We start from the raw sequence: 18,832 nt of genomic DNA on the forward strand, positions 1-18,832 counted from the left end.
CTTTTTAATATTAATATTTTCCTGACTGTTCCCTTAAGAACATCCCTCTTATGCCTTTTTAGTAAGTAATATTTTCTCTATTGATTCTCGTAACAAATGCTTTGTCTCTTCAAAGTTATGATTCTGCTGTTCTCCTGGCTGCACCGTATAAAACTCAGCAAACGAACGCTCTTTATATCTCAGCACAACATGCATGTGATAATGAGTTAACTCGTTAAAGATTCCACCATTTTGATAAAGTGAAACTTTAATCAGTGGGGGTTTTGTTCATCCCCCACTGATTATTAGTTGAACCAATCGGGCTTTTACGGGCAGTTGGATTCCCAACTAACTTCTTTGTTTTCACTGAATTTTGAGGTAGGGGATCTTACTGCCCCGTTAATGCGGGGCAAATTGTAATTCCGTCTGGTTTATATAATGCCCTAATCGCTTTTGCAATAAGCTTAGAAGCATCCATAATCGATTTCGCTACAACATCATCTAATTCGTCCACTTCTAAAACATGCTTCTTTGGCACAATTAAAGTATGTCCTGGGTAGAAAGGCGCATGGTCTAAAAAACAAGTTACATAATCATCTTCATACACTTTATATATAATTTCTTCTTCATTTGCTAATTTACAACCTAAACATTCCATCATACTTTCCCCTTTATTAAAAACATAAAAACGTGAGCGCCCTATTCTCACGTTTTTATGTTTCACTTTACTAATTCAATTGTTTCTGTAACTTTTATACTATCCTTTACAGATTGAACAATTGTGCAATTTTTCACCGCAAGTTGCAGTGCCTTGTCTAATTGTTCTTCTGTAATGTTTTGCGCTTTAATTTTATAGTGCAAATGAACACTTTCAACTGGTTTTGATAAAGCTTCACTTCTACCAATTTCAGTTTCAATTGTAAACGTATCGTATGCAATACGTTTCTTTTCTAAAATCGTTCGAAAAACAATTGCACTACATCCTGCGATAGAAGAAACGAGTAATTGTAACGGTGAATACCCGTTTTCTTTCCCAATCGCTAAGTGACCATGCGACAAATCTGCCTCTATATCATCATGCTTAATTTTTATTTTCATACTTTGCTTCCATCTCCACTTTCATCGGTTTCTTCCGTTTCTTACTCATATAATAATATATGTAGCAGAAAATGATAAATGGAATACCACAATATAACGCCATTCGTTGTTCTGGAATAAACGCTAAACTAATAACAACTATACTATTTGTAATTAAAGCTAAAATTGGAACAAGCGGGTATAGTGGTGTTCTATACTTTAAGTCCTCTAATTTTCCTCCGCCTTTTAAATACTGACTTCTAAAGCGAAGTTGCGATAAAGCAATAATGATCCAACTTGAAACAGCAGATAAACCAGCTATAGATAATAAGTACATATATACTGTATCTTCTGCAAGGAAGCTTGTTAATAAAGAAAGGCCCGCTACTGCAATTGTTACGACTAACGCTGTAATCGGAATACCACGTTTATTTACTTTCTTGAAAGAAGTTGGTGCCATTCCTTCATTTGCAAGTGACCATAGTATACGCGTTGCTGCATATAACCCTGAGTTCGCTACAGATAGAAGAGCTGTAATAATAACGAAGTTCATAATATCAGCTGCATATGGAATACCGATTTTATCAAATACAACTACGAATGGGCTTTCAATTATCCCTGCTTCTTTCCAAGAAATTAACCCTACTAAAATTGTCATTGTTAAAATGAAGAATAACATAATGCGCCATACTGTATTACGAATCGCACGTGGAATTGTTTTTTCAGGATTCTGACTCTCTCCTGCTGCAATCCCGATTAACTCTGTTCCTTGGAAGGAAAAGTTAACTGTAATCATCGTAAGAAGCACTGCAGCTAGTCCATTTGGGAATAGCCCACCATCACTTACAAAGTTAGAGAAAAGAGGCGCTGCTTCTTTTCCATCGTATGGTAAGAATCCTAGTAATGCGCTACCACCAAGTAAAATGAATGCAATAATTGTAACTACTTTAATACTAGAGAACCAAAACTCTAATTCAGCATAACTCTTCGCTGATATTGCATTTGAAGCATATAAAATAACTCCGAATACGAGACACCATACCCAAACATCAACATTCGGAAACCATCTTTTCATCATTAAACCGATCGATGTTAATTCTAATCCTACTGTTACTGCCCATCCAATCCAGTATAGCCAACCGATCATAAATCCAGTTCCTGGTCCAATAAACTTCGTCGCATACTTTTGGAAAGATCCTGAAACTGGCATTGCTACCGTTAGCTCTCCAAGACAAAGCATTGTTAAATACATAATAAATCCGCCCACTAAATATGAAAGGATGGCTCCCCCTGGTCCAGCCTGATTAATGGTGTAACCTGAACCTAGAAAAAAACCAGTTCCGATTACACCACCTAGTGCGATCATAAATAAATGTCTACTCTTCATCGTACGATGTAATTGCTCATTCGTTGTTTGCTGCATCTTAATCCTCCCCCTACAAGTACCCCTATCTCTTTTTAAAATTTTCTGATAATAAAAATATACACGAAAGCGATTACAATTTCTATATAAAATTAAAACTTTTCTGATAAAACAATATAAAAATTCAAATATTAAGAGCTCACAATACTAATTTGAGGAAAAAAAGGATTTATAAGGAAAAAACTCTTACATTTTTTTGTAAGAGTTAACGTATTTCTAATCTTCTAGATAAAATTGATAAACCGTAGTTTACAACAAAATACATACAGGCTGCTAGTATAAATGTCGGAATCATATAATTTACATTCTGCCCGCTAATAATTTGAGCATTATGCATAAGCTCTGGCAATGATATAACAACCGCTAATGACGTATCTTTTAACAATGAAATAAATTGACTAACAAGCGGGGGGACCATTCTTCTTAATGCTTGCGGCAAAATAATATGCCAAAGCGCTTGCACATACGTTAATCCAGAAGACCTTGCAGCCTCAATCTGCCCTTTTTCGATAGATAATAGACCGCTTCGAACAATTTCAGATATCATTGCCGCTTCAAATATTGTTAAAGCAACAATTGCAGCTGTTATAATTTCTAACTTCAATCCCGCTTCCGGAAGTGCAAAATACGTAAAAAATATAATTAAAAGTAGCGGTAAATTTCGAATGACTTCCACGATAAAGCCTAATATTTGTGAGACGACAGGTATTTTCGTATAGCGCAATATTCCTATTACACTACCAATAATAAAGCTAAGTACAATTGCTACGAGCGCTACCTCTAACGTTATGAGTAATCCTTTTAATAAAAAGAGGATATGATCACCTGTTATCGCTCCTTTAAAATCCATTTATACCGCCTCCTTTGCCAAGCGTTTTTCTAAATAACGCACTAGCATACTTAGCGGAATTGTTAATACTAAATAAAACATCCCGACAAATATATATACATCAAACGTAACGAACGTCTTCGTTGAAATTAAGTCTCCTTGATACATTAAATCCGTTCCAGCAATGATTCCGAGTATTGAAGAGTTTTTTACTAAATTGAGAAATTGATTTCCTAGAGGAGGAATGACGATTTTCATCGCTTGAGGTAAGACTACATGATACATCGCTTGCGTATAAGTTAATCCTGAAGAACGTGCTGCTTCCATTTGACCTTTCGCGACTGATAAAATACCAGCACGAATTACTTCCGCAATAAAAGCCGCTGTATAAACTGTAAGCGCAACTGTCCCTGCTACAAAACCGTTGAAAGTAATTCCTATTACAGGCAAAGCAAAATAGAAAATGAATGCAATTAATACGAGTGGAATATTTCTAACAAACTCTACATAGGCAGAGCCAATCCAATTCAAAATACGAATAGGTGAAATTCGCATCACTGCCATAACAATTCCTAAAACAAAACTTCCTATTAGCGCAACTACACTAGACATAACCGTATATTTAAATCCTTCTAAATACATATCAATGTTATTCGTTAATATAGAAAAATCAGGCACATATTCTCCCCTCTTTCTTTACAAGAAGAGGATGAGTACTCTCATCCTCTCACTCTTACTATTTATCACGAGAAATAAAGTTTCATTTTACTTCTCTTGTTTTTGACCAATCCATTTTTCATACAATTTATCGTATTCTCCATTCGCTTTCATATCTTTTAATAAACTATTAATCTCTTTCGTTAAATCGTCTGCACCTTTTTGTACTGCGATTCCATACGGTTCATCCGTGAAAATTTTCCCTACAACTTCATAATTAGAATCTTGTTTTGCCATTCCGTAAAGAATCGCATTATCTGTCGTTAATACATCGCCTTTACCTGCTTTTAACGCTGTAAATGCCTCACTGTAATTTTCAAATTCTAATACAGTCGATTCTGGTGATTTTTGACGAATATTATTTGTAGACGTTGAACCTTTTACCGCTAACACTTTCACACCCTTTTTCACATCATCAATACTTTTAATACCGCTTCCTTTTTTCACAAGTAACGATTGCCCTGCTTTAAAATATACATCTGAAAAATCTACTTCTTTTTTACGTTCTTCCGTAATTGTCATTGTCGCGATAATTGCATCAATATCACCATTTTTCAGTAGTGGAATACGCGTTTTAGACGTTACTTCTTTTAATTCTAATTTCTTTTCATCTCCAAGGATTTTTTTCGCAAGCGCCTTTGCGATATCAACATCAAACCCTTCTACCTGTCCTGTCGAAGGATTTTTCAAGCCAAATAAGTTCGTATCATTCTTCACCCCAACTACTAGTTTCCCGCGCTTTTTAATTTGCTCAACAGCCCCGCCTTGTTTCGTATTCGTTTCTTTCGTCTCATCTTTTTTACTTCCGCATCCAGCAACGACAAGTACGAATAAACATGAAAATACGATTAACGTAAACAACTTTTTCATTTTAAGCATAAAACTCCCCCTTTAATGATTTAACACTCTTCTTAAAAATAGACGAGCTCTTTCTTGTTCAGGACTTGCAAAAAATTGCGCCGGTGTTGTATCTTCGATAATTTGACCGTCATCCATAAATAAAATTCTATCTGCTACCTCACGTGCAAATCCCATCTCATGTGTGACGACGACCATCGTCATTCCTTCTTTAGCCAGCGCTTTCATAACATCAAGCACCTCTCCGATCATCTCTGGATCAAGAGCGGACGTAGGCTCATCAAATAGCATAATTTTCGGTTGCATCGCGAGCCCCCTAGCAATCGCCACCCTTTGCTGTTGACCTCCGGATAATTGATGTGGATATACACCTGCCTTCTCCGGGATTCCTACTTTTTCTAAATAAAACATCGCTGTTTTCTCAGCTTCCTCTTTTGAAATTTTATTTACTTTAATTGGTGCTAGTGTAATATTTTGAAGAACTGTTTTATGCGGGTATAAATAAAAGTGTTGAAAGACCATCCCAATATTTCGGCGCAACTCATTCATATTTGTTTTCGCATTGTGTACTTCTGTATTTTGTACAATTAATTCTCCATCGGTAATTGCCTCCAATTGATTTATACACCGAAGTAATGTACTTTTTCCTGACCCTGATGGTCCAACAACTACTACCACTTCACCTTTCTTTACTTGAAGATTAATATTTTTCAAAACTTGAAAGTCACCGTAATATTTATTAACTTTACGAAATTCAATCAACATAACCCCTCCTTCCCCTAACAAAGCATGTACATTCTTTTATATTCAAAAATAAGCAAAAAAATAACTTTCCTCTTCATTTTGTCCATAAAAAAGAGCAAAGGGATTTCCCTTTGCTCTCTTATTCCTATTCTATTAAGATACTTCTTCTTTTTTATCTTTCCCATATTCATGCTCCCAGAAATCAGCATTTTTAATTCCTAACTGCTGCGGATCGAATACTGGATCTTTTCCTTCTTTTTTCTGCTTTTCATAATCCTTTAATGCGATCAATGCCGGTTTTTGTAATAATAGAATCGCAATAATGTTAACCCATGCCATAATTCCTACACCGATATCTCCTAAAGCCCATGCTGTTGCTGCTGTTTTTACACAACCGTAGAATACAACTCCTAAGAATACAAACTTTAGTACGATAGACATCCAAGGGCGGTCTTTATCACGGTTTAAGTAAGCTATATTCGTTTCTGCAATGTAGTAATAAGCCATAATTGTTGTAAATGCGAAGAATAGTAGAGAAATTGCTACGAAACCGTTTCCAAATCCAGGGAAAACAGATTCTACTGCTGCCTGTGTATAACCAGGACCTGGCTGTGCACCATTTAATTTATTGACGATAAAGTTTTTTCCGCTTGCATCAAATACGTTATACATGCCTGTAATAATCATCATAAATGCTGTTGCTGAACAAACAAATAATGTATCAATGTAAACGGAAAATGCTTGTACTAACCCTTGTTTAGCTGGATGCGATACTTCAGCAGCTGCCGCCGCATGGGCCCCAGTTCCTTGCCCTGCTTCATTTGAATAAATACCACGTTTTACACCCCAAGAAATTGCTAAACCAATAATCCCGCCAAAAGCTGCTTCTAATGCAAATGCACTTTTTAAAATTAACATGAAAGCGTCTGGTAATTTTTCAATATTCATAGCTACAATTACACAAGCTACTAAAATATAGCCAAGCGCCATAAACGGTACTACAACTTGCGCTACGTTAACAATTCGCTTAACTCCACCAAAAATAATAAGTGCTAATGCCGCTACTAATACCGCCCCGGATACAGAAGTATTAATACCAAAAGCTGTTTCTAGACTTACAGCAATACTATTCGCTTGAACACCTGGAAGCAGCATTCCTGTTGCAAGAATTGTCGCTGCAACGAATACTAAAGCGTACCATTTAACACCTAGTCCTTTTTCAATGTAATAAGCAGGTCCACCGCGGAATTGTCCTTGATGTTTCGTCTTATATATTTGTGCTAATGTAGATTCTACATAAGCCGATCCTGCTCCTAAAAAGGCCACCGCCCACATCCAAAAGACAGCGCCTGGACCACCAAATGCAACAGCCGTTGCAACACCTGCAATATTTCCTGTTCCAACGCGCCCTGATAATGAAAGTGCTAAAGCTTGGAACGAAGAAACACCCGCATCCGATTTTTCCCCTTGAAATGTAAGTTTCACCATTTCTCCTACATGTCTTACTTGTAAAAACCTCGTTCGAATGGAAAAATATAGACCTACTCCTAAACATAAATAGACAAGTGCTGGACTCCAAACAATATTATTTATCCAACTTACGATAGCTTCCAACTTTCCCCCTCCTTCTTTATAAAGAATATTCAGAATATATATAAAATTATAAGTGTATACCGAATCTATAACAATATTATTTTAATAAAACAAACATATTTTTGTATAAAAAAACAAAGTATATATTTATTTTATATACTTTGTTCCCTTATCTCTGTATTATATATTCACTATTGCCTCTTGCTTTATAATTCTTTCATACAACTCATCTGATAACTTTTGAAAATCCTCTGGCATATCTTTCCCCTTAAATTTCTTTTGAATCGTACCGTATAGGCCTATATCACGTAACCGTAAAAATAACGGTAACGATTCATACCAACTATCCGCCAGCCTGTGCTCATATTCGTACCCCTTTCTTAACACTTGTAACTGTTTACGAGCAAATTCCGTCTTTTTCTCCAATGTCCACGGTGTAAATAGAACAGAGTAATAGAGAACCATTGCTAAATCATGTATAAAGTAATTATAAGCTGCATCATCAAAATCAAAGACTGTTAGCTCTTTACCATCATAATGAAAGTTACCTGGATGAATATCACCATGCATAAGACCGAATGTTTCTCTTTCAATTGGAAGAGCCTTTATTTCATCCATTAATACAGAAGCAATCTCTTTCACCTTCGCATCTTCTAATCCGCTAACAATGCTACTTTCATCCTCTTCCCACGTATCACGGTAGTCTGTTTTAGGATAATCCATTGTGAGGCGATGCAGTTGTCCAATCGCTTTTCCCCAAGCTTCAAAGAAAGCATCTCCCCAATAAGCCGATTCTTCTCCTTTTACTTGCTCACCTTGTGCATATGTAAATAAAGACGCGAAAAAGAAAGTGCCATCTTCCGCTCCAATTTCTTCTACAAGGTTTTGAGATATTGAATTACGAGGTCCCGCCACTTTTGCCCCATGCTCTGCAACATACCGTAAAAAATCTAGTTCGGCCTCTACCTCTTTTTTAGACCGATGAGAAGAATGGGTTAAGCGTAATACGTAATCTTCATTATTTTTACCCTTCGCCTTAAAAATATAATTTTCAAAATCACCAAGTGGCTTTTCTTCTACTTTCACATTAAATATCTTTGCAGCTTCTGCTAAAATCTCATGTGTAAAAACTCGTTCCACAGCTATTTCCATATTTATTCCCTCCTATATGTACCCTCTAATTAATTCGACATGAATGTGAGAAGTACTGCTATGAAATTGAATAATGCGTGGGCAATCATAGCCGATAAAATAGAATTTGTTTTCTCATATAACCACGCAAATACTACTCCGCTTAAAAAATTCACCGGTAATGTGTTATATGTCGGGATATGAACAACAGTAAATATTATTGAACTTATAAGCATACCGCCCCATATACCATACCTATCACGAAAAAATGTATAAAAAACACCTCTATATAAAATCTCTTCATAGATTGGTGATATAACCGCCGCTCCAATTACCGCGATGCAAAACGAATATATTGATTTATCATTTTGGACCGTCTCCGTTTTAATATTTTCAAAAGAAATCCCCAGTTTCTCCACTATCATTAATACACCAATACTAACTACAATCAAAGAAATAACCGCTACAAATGTCCACAATAAATCTTTCCATGAAAGCTTCCGAATTCCAATATCTTTCCACGACAGTTTATATCTTTTTATGCAAAAAAGATAAACTAAAAATGTAAATATCACTGCCATTATAAGCCCCATTAATACTCCAGCATATAATGAGTTCCCTATTATTTTTAAAGCATAGTCATAAAAAAGAGATTCAACTGTTACTGGAACAATAATGAATACAAATCCAAATAAATATAAGATTTCTTTCCATCCCCACATATACCTCAAAGTCATCTATACCATCCCCTATATCCTATTTTCTTAAGTATAAAAGATGCCGTAACGTAACTTTCAAGCTAATTTTCCCAAATAATCCAAGCATAAATTTCTCACAAACAACAAAAATTAACAGAAGGAATTTTATTCTAAAAGAGGTGGAAATTATGACACAACAAGAAGAACAGCAAAAGAGTAAGAATCAAAAGCATATGTTTCCATCACTTCTGGAAAATATTAATTACATTGAAAATAAGCTCTGTCATTCAGATGATATAAAAAAATTAGATATCCCTTTTCAAAACGGAAAAGGAACAATTTTATATATCGAATCTTTAGCAGACCCAAATTTAATTCATCAATTAGCTCTTGAACCCTTATTAACTCGATCTGATCTATCTTTAGATAAAGCATTTTCTACATTAAATATGAAAAAAGAAACGAATTTAAATTACGGTGTACAACTCTTATTACAAGGTAAATCTTTATATTTCCATGAACACGTCGAAAGCTTTTGTATTTTTGAAACAGCATTATCTTTAAAGAGAGCTATAACAGAGCCTGATAATGAAGGGATTGTACGCGGACCACATACTGGTTTCGTAGAAGATTTAGCAACCAATTTAGCGTCTATTCGTAAACTCATAAAAAGTCCAAATGTCGTCGTTAAATATTTCACACTTGGTGAAGAAATGCACACGAAAGTGGCAATTGCTTATATTCAAAATATAGCTAATGACGATCTCGTTGCAGAAGTGAAAAGAAGATTAGAAATGATTAAGACAGATGCACTCATGCCACCAGGTTACATACAAGAATTTATAGAAGATACGTCTTTCTCACCATTCCCGCAGCAATTAAATACAGAGCGCCCAGATAGAACCGCCGCTAATTTAATGGAGGGACGAGTTGCTATTTTATCAGATGGGGATCCAACAGCTCTTATCGTTCCCGTCACATTATTTGCCTTTTATCAATCTCCAGATGATTATAATAACCGCTGGATTGTCGGTTCTTTCGTACGAATGATTCGCTTAGTAAGTTTCTTAATCGCCTTTCTCTTACCAGCTATATATATCGCAACCGTGGCCTTCCATCCTGATGTATTGCCACTTGAACTCGTTTATACAATTAAAGCTTCATTAGAAAAAGTACCGCTCCCTCCTATTTTTGAAGCTCTCTTAATGGAGTTGATTTTCGAATTATTACGAGAAGCTGGTATTCGTTTGCCGAGCCGCGTTGGACAAACAATCGGTATTGTAGGTGGTTTAGTAATTGGGGATGCAATTGTAAAAGCTGGACTCGTTTCTTACACAATGATTATCGTTGTGGCTTTAACTGCAATTGCGTCTTTTCTCGTTCCATCCAACGACATGAGTTCAGCAGTTCGTATTCTTCGTTTTCCGTTAATGATCCTTGCTGCTATATTCGGATATGTAGGAATTTCATTTGGCTTAATTATAACTTTCGTTCACTTATGTCAGCTTCATTCTTTTCATACACCATATCTTTCCCCTCTTGCACCAATGAATATAAAAGATATGAAGGATGCTTTTGTCAGACTTCCAATTTGGTCGTTTTGGGAACGACCACATGATTCAAAGCCGAAAAAAATGCAACGACAACATGTAACAAGAGAGGATGAGAACGGTGACAAACACGCAAAGTAAAATTTCTCCAGTTCAATTGACCTTTTTCGTTATTCAATGCCAAATCGGTGTTGGTATACTTTCTCTACCAAACCGTCTTCACCCAATAGCTAAAGGCGGTGGATGGATTTCTATACTCGTAGCTGGTCTTGCGATTCAAATTATTATTTTACTTATGTGGTTTTTATTAAAAAGATTTCCTAATGCAAATATATATGAAATTGTTCGTATGATGTTTGGTAATAAATTGGGAAAACTATTAGGATTATCTTATGTTTTTTATTTTACTCTTATCGGTATGACTGTTATGTTAAATGCTTGTAATGTCATTAAAGTATGGGTTTTGCAAGCAACTCCTTGGTATGCAATTCTCATATTATTTACAATAGCTTGTTGTTATGTAGCTTATAATACATTTAAAGTCATTGTACGATTTTATGTTATGGCTTCTATTCTCATTTTACCAATGGCTCTTTTAATTGCCCTAGGGCTTTCGCGAGCTGATTTTTCTTATATTTTTCCCATTACAGAGGCTGGATGGTGGAATATTATTCAAGCATCGAAAGAAACAATTACGGCAATGTATGGTTTCGAAATTATTCTTATCGCTTTTCCAAAAGTAAATGGGAATCCTGTGGCACGGCTGAAAGCAGTTTCTATTGCTAATGGATTCGTAACCCTTTTTTACACTTTTACGGTTTGGATTTGCTTTATCGTATTTAGCCCAAAGCAAATTGAGCTTATTCCAGAGCCAGTCGCTTACTTATTGCGCTCCTTACATATTGGGATTATAGACCGTACTGATTTAATATTCATACCAATTTGGATGATAACTGTCGTAGCTTCTATTGCTAGTTGTTACTGTGCTGCTTCTATAGGAATTAGGAATATATTCAACCTTGCTAATCATAAAAAAGCTGTTCCACTTGTTGGACTTATCTCTTTTAGTGTCGCCTTATTTATAGATACACCTGAAGAATTAAAAGTGATTGCAAATTTCACTGATAAATTCACTTATATTTTCATCATCGTTCTTCCCTTTTTATTTCTTCTTTATTCCTTATTCAGAAATAAGAAAGGAGCCCCATATGCACAAAAAAACAGTTAAATTATGTAGCATCTTATGTGCTAGCTCACTTCTTTCTGGTTGCTGGGATCAAGAACCTTTAAGGGAGGCTCGATTAGCTTATAGTATTGGATTTGATATTACAGAAGAAAATAAACTTCAACAAACCATCGAACTTGTAAGAAGTTCAGGAAGCGAACAATCTTCATTTGAAAATGAAATACATTCAGCAACCGGCCATAACATACGAGATACTAGCGATACTTTGAAAAAAAATGTGACTGGGAATATTCGCTATTTCAAATACGGTATGCAACTATTAGGAACAAAAATTCAAAAAAAGGGGATATTATCTTATTTAGATATTAGTTTTCGGGACCCTACAAACCCTACTGCTCTGGTAAAACTTATTTCAGTAGATGGTGAAACGGCTGCAATACTAGAAAAAAAGAAAGTAGGAAATTTACTAATTGGAGATTTTCTAAAGAAAAAAATTAAAAGCTTAGAGGACATGAGCATATTTCCAAATGAAACTTTGGAAACAGCCGCTACAAAAATGTTAGATCCCGGCAAAGATTTCACCCTCCCCTCTATAAAGCTAAAAGGAAAAGAAGTTGTAACCAATGGGATAGCTCTATTTAGTAAGGATAAATTAACTGGGCTTTTACCTTCACGACAATCGGTACTCTTCGTATTACTAACTGATAAAATGGGAACGAGCGCTCGTATAACCCAAAAGCTTACAAATAGCGATTCATCTAGTACGTCTGACTACATTACCATTGACGTGAGCAATCAGAAATTAAAACGAGACTTAAAAATAACAACAGATAAAAAAGGATATGTTTATGCTCACATTAAGCTCCAACTAAAAGTTATAGCAATTGAATCTCCGAGAGATAATCTGTATACAATGGACGACAGAGAAAAACTAAATAAAGAACTGTCTAAACAGCTCACGAAAGAGGCGAAAAAAATAATAAACAAACTCCAAAAAGCAAATTGTGACGCTTTCGGTATAGGTAGAAATCTTATCGCTTATCATCCAGAGTTATGGAAGAAAAAGAATTGGAATAAAGATTATGCAAAGGTAAAATTTAAACCGGAAGTAGAAGTAAAGATTTTATATAGTGGCGTCTTAAAATAAAAAGGTTGGACGCCCGCCGGCATCCAACCTTTTATTTCATATAACGATATACAATTGACTCATACGGTCTTAAGTTAAGATTGGTAATATCTTTACTTGAATCTTTGTAATTTGATAATAATACTTCTTGTTTCATACCATCCAATTGAACATGAACTGGTACAGAATACGTTATTTCTTCTCCATAGAAGTTATTTATAACAAGTAATACTTCATTATTTATAGCACGCGTGTATGCCCATATATTCGGATGATTTCCATCTAAAACATCATATTTCCCTTCTGTAAGGACATCGTATTTTTTTCTAAGTTCAATTAGCTTTTTATAATGATAAAATACAGATTCTCTATCTTCTAATGCCTTCTCTACATTTATTTCTTTAAAGTTTTCAGCCACAGAAATCCAAGGTGTACTTGTTGTAAAACCACTGTTCACCTCTTCATTCCACTGCATCGGAGTACGGGAATTGTCACGAGATTTTTGTTTTAAAATCCCGATAATCTCTTTTTTTGATAATCCTTCTTCTAGCTTTATATCGTATATATTTAGCGATTCCACATCACGATATTGCTCGATGGACTCGAATTTAGGATTCGTCATGCCAATTTCTTCACCTTGATAAATGTAAGGTGTTCCTTGCAACATATGCATAGCTGTCGCTAACATTTTCGCAGATTCATTTCGGTACTTCTCATCATCACCAAACCGTGAAACGATACGAGGCTGGTCATGATTACACCAGAATAACGCATTCCATCCTCCGCCCTTTTGCATTTCAATTTGCCAATTAGACATAATTTCTTTTAATTTAATGAAATCAAAATCAGCTTTCGTCCACTTATCACCATTCGGATAATCTACTTTTAAATGATGGAAACTAAACGTCATGCTTAGTTCATTGCGCTCAGGATTCGAATATTTAATACAATTATCAATTGTCGTAGATGACATTTCTCCAACTGTAATTACATCTTTCCCTTCAAAAACATTTTGGCTCATCTCTTGTAAATATTCATGGACGCGTGGACCATCTGTGTAATATTTACGCCCATCACTTGTAGCCGTGGTGCCTTCATCACTTAAAAATCTTTGATCTTTTGAAATTAAGTTAATAACATCAAGGCGGAATCCTTTTACACCTTTATCCAACCAAAAGCGCATCATATCGTACACTTCTTCACGAAGCTTTTCATTTTCCCAGTTTAAATCAGCTTGCGTCTCATCAAATAGATGTAAAAAATATTGCCCTGTTTTCTCATCATATTTCCAAGCAGATCCTCCAAATTTAGACTGCCAATTATTCTTTTCATCACGCCAAATATAATAATTTCGATACGGACTATTCTTATCTTCTTTTGCTTCTTTAAACCACTTATGCTCCGTTGAACTATGATTTACAACGATATCAAGCATGATTTCAATGTCACGTACTTTCGCTTCTTTTAAAAGCTCTTCAAACTCTTCCATCGTCCCGTAAGATGGATCAATGCTGTAATAATCACTTACATCGTATCCATTGTCATTTTGTGGTGATCGGTATATCGGTGTTAACCAAATATAATCCACTCCAAGTTCCTTTAAATAATCTAATTTCTCTGTAACTCCCTTTATATCACCGGTTTCTTTATTATAGTAACTATTAAAGCTCTTCGGATAAATTTGATAGACTACACTTTTATGCCAATCTTTCATGCTTAATTTCCTCCTACTTCTGTTTTACTCGTTTCGCAAATAACCATGTTAATGTAAATGGAATTACTACTGCGATTATCATCCCTACAATAAACATTGGAATCGATTTCGGAATGATAGAAATAAATGCTGGCAATCCGCCAATTCCGATTGCTGGTGCTAATACACCATTTAATGTAATAAATATCGCTGCTATAGCAGACCCAATAATCGCTGCATAGAACGGGAATTTATTTCTTAAATTCACACCGAACATCGCTGGCTCTGTAATACCGAAGTACGCTGAGATTGCTGATGTTGATGCCATACTTTTATCATTTTGATTTTTAGAAATCCAGAACATCGCTAGTGCCGCACTACCTTGTGCAATGTTAGAAAGAGCAATCATCGGCCAAATAAATGTACCGCCGTGCTGTGCAATTAGCTGCAAATCAATTGCAATAAACATATGATGCATTCCTGTAATTACGAGCGGTGCATATAATGCTCCAAATAATACTGCTCCAAGTACTGGTACCGTTTCATATACGCCAACTAATCCAGCCGTTAATAAATCGCCAATATGACGTGTAACTGGACCGATAATTCCTAACGCTAACACACCCGTTACAACGATTGTTGTAATTGGTACAACTAATAATTGAATTGCGTTTGGCACATGTTTCTTTAAGAAGATTTCAACTTTACTTAATACGAATGCTGCTACTAAAATGGGTAAAATTTGACCTTGATACCCTACCTTTTCAATTTGGAATAACCCTAAAATATCGAAGTACTCAATCTTTTGTCCCTCTAAACCAGTCGCTGCTTTTCCATAATCCCACGCGTTTAATAAGGCCGGATGCACAAGCATTAATCCCATAACAATCCCTAGTATTGGACTACCACCAAAGCGCTTCGTTGCTGACCAACCAACAAGTGCCGGTAAGAATACGAATGCTGTATTGGCCATCATATTAATTAAATCCCAAAGCCCACCTAAGTTCGGATATACTTCTAATAAATTTTTCCCATCAAAAAATAAGTCCTTTGCCCCTAACAGGTTATTAATCCCCATTAGTAAACCTGCCGTAATAATTGCTGGCAAAATCGGCATAAATACATCTGAAAATACTTTTACAAACTTTTGAACTGGATTTAATTTTTTATCCCCTGAACCTTTTACGTCAGCTACTGTCGATTCTTCCATATCTGCAAGCGTTATCAATTCAGCGTATACTCGATCGACATCACCTGGACCAATTACAATTTGAAATACCCCAGCGTTATGAAACGCTCCCTTTACTAATGAAACAGACTGTAATTTATCATTATCTATTTTATTTTCATCTTTTAAAGCAATGCGTAGCCTCGTTACACAGTGCGCAGCTTGTTCAATATTGTCTTTCCCACCAATATACTGCAACACTTCTTTTGCTGTTTTACGATAGTCTTTCCCCATATTCCCGTCCCTCTTTTCTTTTTTTGATACCGTTTACACTTACATATTAACTCGTATATATAAGTTAGTCAACACTCATATATATAAGTTGGTGATTTTTTATAAATAAAGAGATGGAACGATTATTTCGCTCCATCTCTTTATTTTCTTCGCGCCACATCCGAAAAGTGAAAAATATCTAAACGGTGACGTGATTCCGTATATTCGAACTGACTCCCATCGTATAAATGAGTAAAGTTTTTTACAACGACAACATAGTCTGTTCCATTTAAATCCAAATACTTTCGGTCATCCTCTGTACATGGTTGCACTTCAATTACCCGCTGTGAATAGCTAATATGTAGCCCTAATTCTTTCTCAATGTATTTATAAATCGATGCAGTTGCAATTTCTCTCGTTAATCCTGGAATATATTCCGATACAAAATGGTTTATATCTAAAATTACTTTTTCTCCATCAATATTTCGTACACGTTTAATATGATTTATTTCCGTTTTTTCTTTCACGTTTAATAACTTTGCTACATCTTGTGTCGCTTTCATTTTCTCTATTTCCACGACTTCTGTAATACAATGACGTCCTAAACGTTCATTTTCTTCTTGAAAACTTACAATACCACCAAAGTTAAATTCAATGTTTTTGCGCTTTAACACAAAAACACCTTTTCCGTGTATTTTTTGAACATATCCACGCTCTTGCAATAAATCTACAGCTTTTCTTACAGTACCCCTACTTGCCTCATACTGCTTCATTAATTCCGTTTCTGATGGGATTTTACATCCTTCTTTTAATTGTTTATTATCAATAGACTTGCTGATTTCTGTATAAATTTGTTCATACTTACTCATCATCTACAATAGCCCCTTGTCACCTTCTAGTTCTATATATATTATACCACGCTATACTCTTCTGCCAATCTCTCACTTATTTTCCAGTACAAGAAAACTATAGGTAAATATTTAGTCTCTAAAACGTATTTTTATAAATTTTTCTTTTCATTCAAAAAAACATGTAGTATACTAACTTCAAAATCAGAGGAGAAAGGGAGCAAAGAACTATGCTTACTTATACAACTGTAGTTACATTTGCACAAAAACATCATCATCATACTTAACCCTTGAAACCTAGCGGAAAAATTACGCGTAGGTACAAGGGTTATTCCCGTTGTACCTACGCTTTGGCAAAGAGCCATGTAGGTATTTTTTATCTACATGGCTCTTTTTTTATTGCCAAAATGCTAGTAAAAAATGATGTTTAAGCAAAACTTACTACAAAGGAGTTAACAAAAATGGAAACGAAAAAATGGGGATTATGGATTTTAACAGCTTTTGTTATCGGGAATATGGTTGGCGGTGGCGTATTTATGCTCCCAGCAAATTTAGCACACGTATCAGGTCCAATGGGATCTACACTGGCATGGAGTATTACAGGACTTGGTGTATTTATGATTGCACTCGTATTTGGAAATTTAGCAATTCGTAAACCAGAATTAAAAGCAGGACCACAAAGTTACGCCCAAGCAATGTTTACTTCTCAAAAGACAGGTAAAGTTGCAGGATATAGTATGGCTTGGGGATACTGGGCTGCTAACTGGGCTGCTACAGCATCTGTAATTATTTCCTTTGCAGGATATTTATCAACATTCTTCCCAGTTTTACAAAGTAAGCAAATTCTCTTTTCAACAAACGGATTTTCATTAGAACTTGGAAAAGCTTTAACCTTCATAGTATGTAGTATGATGCTATGGGGAATTCAATATATTCTTTCTCAAAATATTGATAGAGCCGGAAATATGAACCTTCTTGCAACAATCGCAAAAATCATCGGATTTACAATGTTTATTGTAATCACATTATTCATTTTCAATGCCTCTAATTTCGGGGACGGTCAAACATTTATGAATGAAGCTGGACAACCTATTTCGTTGGGTGGACAAATAAATTCCGCTGCTATTGCAACACTTTGGGCGTTTATCGGTATTGAGTCAGCAGTTATGCTCTCTAACCGTGCAAAATCTCAGCACGATGTTAAGAAAGCTACGATTTTCGGATTAATCATCGCTCTTCTTATTTACATGGCAATTACTCTACTAACAATGGGCGCTCTTCCACAAGACGCTTTAAAAGAGTCTCAAAAACCATTAGTAGATGCATTAAATTTAGCAATTGGTACTAAAGGTGCTTATATAATGGCCTTACTTGCACTCGTATCTTTATTCGGCTCTACTGTAGGATGGATCGTTGTTAGCTCAGAAGTACCTTACCAGGCTGCTAAAAATGGACTTTTCCCTAAGTTTTTCAGTAAAACAAATAAAAAAGGTAGTCCTTCAAAATCATTATTTATTACAAATGTGATGACGCAAATTTTCTTATTCTCAACGATTTCTGGTACTGTTTCAGAAGCATATAATTTCGCTATTGTTGTAGCGACATTAGCATATTTAATCCCGTACCTTGTTTCTACCTTGTATCAGTTAAAATTAGTTATTACGGGGGAAACGTATGATATAATGCCGGGATCTCGAATAAAAGATGGAATCATTACTGCATTAGCATTTTTATATTCCATATGGGTTATTAAAACGGGAACTGCTGATTTAAAAACATTCTTCTTAGGCATTGGTTTGTTTGTATTAGGTCTTATTCTTTATCCAGTTTTAATGAAAGATTCACAAAAAAAACAATAAAAAAGAGAAGCTTAAAATGTACCCTACAGAATAGACACTGAAAAAAAAGTCTATTCTATAGGGTATTTCTTGTATAATGA

15 protein-coding genes and 3 pseudogenes are annotated in these 18,832 nt (G+C 35.3%); 4 read left to right on the top strand and 14 right to left on the bottom strand.

The window, feature by feature from the left end; translation table 11 throughout:
• Positions 1-48 precede the first annotated feature (48 nt).
• From JFU18_RS12315 to JFU18_RS12365, 11 genes and pseudogenes are all read right to left on the bottom strand, one after another.
• Positions 49-234: pseudogene (locus tag JFU18_RS12315) on the bottom strand (HIT family protein); the annotation flags it as partial.
• A gap of 154 nt (positions 235-388) precedes the next feature.
• Positions 389-637: pseudogene (locus JFU18_RS12320) on the bottom strand (HIT family protein); the annotation flags it as partial.
• Between the two features lie 62 nt (positions 638-699).
• Positions 700-1,077 (bottom strand): OsmC family protein, encoded by a 378-nt coding sequence (locus JFU18_RS12325; RefSeq protein ID WP_201032463.1) that lies wholly within the window; start codon positions 1,075-1,077, stop codon positions 700-702.
• Positions 1,061-2,479, bottom strand: coding sequence for an amino acid permease (locus JFU18_RS12330; RefSeq protein ID WP_002114084.1), 1,419 nt, complete (start codon positions 2,477-2,479; stop codon positions 1,061-1,063). The genes JFU18_RS12325 and JFU18_RS12330 overlap by 17 nt, the downstream gene beginning before the upstream one ends.
• 205 nt (positions 2,480-2,684) lie before the next feature.
• Positions 2,685-3,329, bottom strand: a complete 645-nt coding sequence (locus JFU18_RS12335) for an amino acid ABC transporter permease (RefSeq protein WP_201034707.1) — start codon at positions 3,327-3,329, stop codon at positions 2,685-2,687.
• Positions 3,330-3,986 carry an amino acid ABC transporter permease gene (locus JFU18_RS12340; RefSeq protein ID WP_002090963.1) on the bottom strand — a complete coding sequence of 219 codons (657 nt, stop codon included), beginning with the start codon at positions 3,984-3,986 and terminating at the stop codon, positions 3,330-3,332.
• A gap of 87 nt (positions 3,987-4,073) precedes the next feature.
• Positions 4,074-4,904, bottom strand: coding sequence for a glutamine ABC transporter substrate-binding protein GlnH (gene glnH / locus JFU18_RS12345; protein WP_201034706.1), 831 nt, complete (start codon positions 4,902-4,904; stop codon positions 4,074-4,076).
• A 12-nt stretch (positions 4,905-4,916) separates the two neighbouring features.
• Positions 4,917-5,836, bottom strand: a pseudogene (locus tag JFU18_RS12350) (amino acid ABC transporter ATP-binding protein).
• Entirely contained in the window at positions 5,781-7,241 is a 1,461-nt protein-coding gene (locus JFU18_RS12355; RefSeq protein ID WP_033714570.1) for an alanine/glycine:cation symporter family protein, read from the bottom strand. Before JFU18_RS12355 ends, JFU18_RS12350 begins: the two are co-directional and overlap by 56 nt.
• 159 nt (positions 7,242-7,400) lie before the next feature.
• On the bottom strand, positions 7,401-8,372 hold the full coding sequence (locus JFU18_RS12360; protein ID WP_201032459.1) for a phosphotransferase enzyme family protein: 972 nt from the start codon (positions 8,370-8,372) through the stop codon (positions 7,401-7,403).
• A gap of 29 nt (positions 8,373-8,401) precedes the next feature.
• Positions 8,402-9,088, bottom strand: coding sequence for a CPBP family intramembrane glutamic endopeptidase (locus JFU18_RS12365; RefSeq protein ID WP_201034704.1), 687 nt, complete (start codon positions 9,086-9,088; stop codon positions 8,402-8,404).
• 149 nt (positions 9,089-9,237) lie between these two features.
• Here JFU18_RS12365 and gerKA point away from each other — a divergent pair, with 149 nt between their 5' ends.
• Genes gerKA through JFU18_RS12380 form a run of 3 tightly spaced genes read left to right on the top strand, consistent with a single transcriptional unit; the run spans position 9,238 to position 12,932 of the window.
• The gene (gene gerKA, locus JFU18_RS12370; RefSeq protein WP_201034703.1) at positions 9,238-10,740 is read left to right on the top strand and encodes a spore germination protein GerKA; all 1,503 of its coding nucleotides are present in this window, start codon (positions 9,238-9,240) and stop codon (positions 10,738-10,740) included.
• Positions 10,721-11,827 carry a GerAB/ArcD/ProY family transporter gene (locus tag JFU18_RS12375; RefSeq protein WP_201034702.1) on the top strand — a complete coding sequence of 369 codons (1,107 nt, stop codon included), beginning with the start codon at positions 10,721-10,723 and terminating at the stop codon, positions 11,825-11,827. Before gerKA ends, JFU18_RS12375 begins: the two co-directional genes overlap by 20 nt.
• A complete protein-coding gene (locus tag JFU18_RS12380; protein ID WP_201034701.1) occupies positions 11,808-12,932 on the top strand; it encodes a Ger(x)C family spore germination protein in 1,125 nt (374 codons plus the stop codon). Before JFU18_RS12375 ends, JFU18_RS12380 begins: the two co-directional genes overlap by 20 nt.
• A gap of 31 nt (positions 12,933-12,963) precedes the next feature.
• On the opposite strand, the gene treC is transcribed toward JFU18_RS12380, so the two are convergent.
• The 3 genes from treC to treR form a co-directional block, all read right to left on the bottom strand.
• Entirely contained in the window at positions 12,964-14,625 is a 1,662-nt protein-coding gene (gene treC / locus JFU18_RS12385; RefSeq protein WP_201034700.1) for an alpha,alpha-phosphotrehalase, read from the bottom strand.
• 13 nt (positions 14,626-14,638) lie between these two features.
• Entirely contained in the window at positions 14,639-16,066 is a 1,428-nt protein-coding gene (treP, locus tag JFU18_RS12390; protein WP_201034699.1) for a PTS system trehalose-specific EIIBC component, read from the bottom strand.
• Between the two features lie 140 nt (positions 16,067-16,206).
• Positions 16,207-16,917 (bottom strand): trehalose operon repressor, encoded by a 711-nt coding sequence (gene treR, locus JFU18_RS12395; RefSeq protein ID WP_002010502.1) that lies wholly within the window; start codon positions 16,915-16,917, stop codon positions 16,207-16,209.
• A gap of 437 nt (positions 16,918-17,354) precedes the next feature.
• Here treR and JFU18_RS12400 point away from each other — a divergent pair, with 437 nt between their 5' ends.
• A complete protein-coding gene (locus tag JFU18_RS12400) occupies positions 17,355-18,752 on the top strand; it encodes an amino acid permease (RefSeq protein WP_002010500.1) in 1,398 nt (465 codons plus the stop codon).
• Positions 18,753-18,832: the final 80 nt, after the last annotated feature.

This window comes from Bacillus sp. TH22, assembly GCF_016651015.1.
GTDB lineage: Bacteria > Bacillota > Bacilli > Bacillales > Bacillaceae_G > Bacillus_A > Bacillus_A mycoides.

Excerpts from the sequence above, each read along its gene's own strand:
- JFU18_RS12325 (WP_201032463.1), bottom strand. The coding sequence starts at position 1,077 with ATGAAAATAAAAATTAAGCATGATGATATAGAGGCAGATTTGTCGCAT.
- JFU18_RS12330 (WP_002114084.1), bottom strand. The coding sequence starts at position 2,479 with ATGCAGCAAACAACGAATGAGCAATTACATCGTACGATGAAGAGTAGA.
- JFU18_RS12335 (WP_201034707.1), bottom strand. The coding sequence starts at position 3,329 with ATGGATTTTAAAGGAGCGATAACAGGTGATCATATCCTCTTTTTATTA.
- glnH (WP_201034706.1), bottom strand. The coding sequence starts at position 4,904 with ATGCTTAAAATGAAAAAGTTGTTTACGTTAATCGTATTTTCATGTTTA.
- JFU18_RS12360 (WP_201032459.1), bottom strand. The coding sequence starts at position 8,372 with ATGGAAATAGCTGTGGAACGAGTTTTTACACATGAGATTTTAGCAGAA.
- JFU18_RS12365 (WP_201034704.1), bottom strand. The coding sequence starts at position 9,088 with ATGACTTTGAGGTATATGTGGGGATGGAAAGAAATCTTATATTTATTT.
- gerKA (WP_201034703.1), top strand. The coding sequence starts at position 9,238 with ATGACACAACAAGAAGAACAGCAAAAGAGTAAGAATCAAAAGCATATG.
- JFU18_RS12380 (WP_201034701.1), top strand. The coding sequence starts at position 11,808 with ATGCACAAAAAAACAGTTAAATTATGTAGCATCTTATGTGCTAGCTCA.
- treC (WP_201034700.1), bottom strand. The coding sequence starts at position 14,625 with ATGAAAGATTGGCATAAAAGTGTAGTCTATCAAATTTATCCGAAGAGC.
- treP (WP_201034699.1), bottom strand. The coding sequence starts at position 16,066 with ATGGGGAAAGACTATCGTAAAACAGCAAAAGAAGTGTTGCAGTATATT.
- treR (WP_002010502.1), bottom strand. The coding sequence starts at position 16,917 with ATGATGAGTAAGTATGAACAAATTTATACAGAAATCAGCAAGTCTATT.
- JFU18_RS12400 (WP_002010500.1), top strand. The coding sequence starts at position 17,355 with ATGGAAACGAAAAAATGGGGATTATGGATTTTAACAGCTTTTGTTATC.